Raw genomic sequence first — 2,936 nt, 5'->3', positions numbered from 1 at the left:
CGCATACGCGTCGACTCCCACCCAGACGAACAAGACAACGGAGGAGGTGCGGAAACACCAAAGAGCACGCGCCTGTTCTCAGACGCGTGCGTGCGAACTCTCTGTCATGTGCGCTGCATTTTCAAGATCGCGGATCGTGACCGCGACACTGCAGAAGTGAGCTTCATCACGGTGCATTCGCAAACAGAGCCCCACACCGTCGATCTTTGCGATAGATCGGATATAGGCGATATTCACTCCGCAATAGGCCGCCAATGTCCCATAAGTCATGACAGCCTGACGCTCAGTCAGGAACTTACCACACGTCAAATAACGTATTCATAAAACCTTCAGATGTGGACGCCGTCTGCCGATCGTGTGATCGTGTGCGCGCCTTGTGTGCCCCGCGGCCTGCCCGTCGGGGCCATCTGTGCTGTCCACCATCCACCTGCTTCACACGGGAGTAGACCGCCGTGCCAGCGCCGCCTCGTTTCCTCAGCCCATTCGTGCGCACGCGCACACGGCTGTCACTCACCCTCGGCCTCGTACTGGCCGCACTCACCGCTGCTCTGCTGCCCTGGTGGCAGCCGGGCGGCTTCCTCACCGGCAATGGGCCCAAGACCACCGAAGCGCAACAGGCGTCGACCGGTCCGCGCAACGAGGCCGCCGCGACGGCCGAGGCCAAGCGGACCGGCAAGAAGGTGCTCGTCGACACGGCGACCACCCAGACCCAGCTGGTCTGGGCGATGCCCGACGGCAAGATGCGCACGCAGATCCACGCCCTGCCGCAGCGCGCGAAGAACGCCCAGGGCAAGTGGGCGCCGATCGACAACAAGCTGGTCCGCACGAAGAGCGCGGGCGCGCTCGCGGTCCGTCCGGTCAACGCCGTCACACCGGTCCGCTTCGCCGGCGGCACCGCCCAGGCCGACCGCGCCGACCGTTCGTTCAGCCGCGCCCCGCTGACCGGCGAGACCGTCCTCGCCGAGATCGACCTGGCCGGCCACACCATCGCCTACACCTGGCCGGGCGCCCTGCCCGAGCCGGTGCTCGACGGCCCGCGCGCCCTCTACCCCGAGGTGTTCCCGGGCGTCGACCTGCTCCTGGTGGTGCGTGAGGAGGGCGGCTTCGGCCAGCTCCTGATCGTCAAGAACCGCGAGGCCGCGCAGAACAAGGCGCTCGCCACCGTGGCGTACGGCCTGCGCTCGAAGACCGCGGTCTTCCGGCAGGACGCGAAGGCCAACCGGATCCAGGTCCTGGACAAGGCGGGCCAGGAGGTCGGCAACATCCCGACCCCGTTCGCCTGGGACGCGGCCGGCCGCGACTCCGAGCTCCCGCCGGGCACCCCGCAGCGCACGTCGGTCGCCACCTCCGCCGACGTGCTCGAGCTGTCGGGTCTGACCGGCATCGAGCCCGGTGCCCGCTCCGCTCAGCTGCCCGTCGCCCTCGACGGTGACGGCACCGGTGCGGCCCGGCTCCACCTGAACGTCGCGCGAACCGGCCTGCTCACCCACAAGGACACGAAGTTCCCGGTCTTCATCGACCCGCCGCTCAACAGGGCCTGGCTGGCGTGGACGGTGGCGTACAAGAAGTACCCGAACTCCAGCTTCTGGAACGGTACGAACTTCTCCTCCGGCACCTCCGACGCCCGCGTCGGCTACGAGAGCGACACCGGCGGCCTCGCCCGCTCCTTCTGGCGAATGGAGTTCTCCTCCACCCTCAAGGGCGCGAAGTTCGACTGGGCCACCTTCAAGGTCAAGAACAACCACTCCTGGTCGTGCACCGCACGTCAGATGGAGTTCTGGCTGACCGGTTCGATCTCCTCGGGTACGACGTGGAACGCGCAGCCGAGCTGGTCGCAGGTGCTGCACAAGAAGTCCTTCGCGCACGGCTGGTCGAGCTCCTGCCCGGACGAGTACGAGGCGTTCACGGTGACGGCCGCGGCCCAGAAGGGCGCGGACAACGGCTATTCGAACCTCACCTTCGGCATGCGCGCCACGTCCGAGACCGACACCCAGACCTGGCGCAAGTTCGCCGCGACCGGCGCCGTGCTGGAGGGCCAGTACAACCGTCCGCCCAACCAGCCGACCGCCGGCGCCTCGTCCCCGGGCGGCAACTGTGTTCCGGGCCCGACGAACAGCATGCTGATCGGCCGTACGACCATCACGCTGAAGGCCAAGGGCACCGACCCGGACGGCGCCGCTCCGAAGCTGCGGTTCCGCTTCTGGAAGGACGGCTCCACCACCAAGAAGGAGTACGTCGCCACCGTCAGCACCAGCACCGGGTACGGCCAGATGGTCATCGACGCCACGGACCCGCTGCTGACGCCCCTGACGGCCAACACGCTCTTCAAGTGGGACGTGCGGTCCGAGGACTCGTCCGGTGCGGTCTCGTCCTTCTTCCCGGACGGCACCGAACCGTGCCAGCTCATGATCGACCCGACCGCCCCGCCGCAGCCCGACATCACCAGCACGGTGTTCACCGAGGCCACCGACAACGGCGCGACCTGGGCGAAGGTGAACTTCGGCAAGCCCGGTGACTTCACCTTCTTCGCCGCCGGTGCGACGAAGTTCCGGTACGCCTTCGAGGGCCAGGGCTACGTCGACGCGCCGACCCCGGTCAACGGCAAGGTCACGCTCACCAACGTCACCCCGCCGCACGCCGGTCCGACCCAGATCAACGTCTACGCCTACGACGCCAACGGCAACCAGAGCATCCGCGGCGACTACAGCTTCTACCTGCCGCCGCGCGACACCGCAGACGGCCCGATGGACACCGGCGGCGACAACGTCGCCGACCTGCTCGTCCTCTATGCGGACGGCCGACTGAAGAACTGTGTCGGCGCACCCGCCGATCCGGCTGCCCCCGGCACCGGCGGCGAGCTCTACAGCTGCCTGGCCGCCTCGTACGTGACCAAGGACAAGAAGGTCGACCCGCCGAACCACTGGGTCGACGCCGCC

1 protein-coding gene is annotated in these 2,936 nt (G+C 67.8%); it reads left to right on the top strand.

What is annotated here, in order from left to right; translation table 11 throughout:
• Nucleotides 1–485: 485 nt before the first annotated feature.
• On the top strand, nucleotides 486–2,936 hold a 2,451-nt coding region (locus tag ABZY12_RS34250), incomplete at its 3' end, for a DNRLRE domain-containing protein (RefSeq protein ID WP_356897351.1).

The organism is Streptomyces sp. NPDC006551 (assembly GCF_040611675.1).
Classification (GTDB): Bacteria; Actinomycetota; Actinomycetes; order Streptomycetales; family Streptomycetaceae; genus Streptomyces.
The sequence above is the reverse complement of the archived record's forward strand: the minus strand, read 5'-3'. Positions and strand labels throughout refer to the sequence as shown.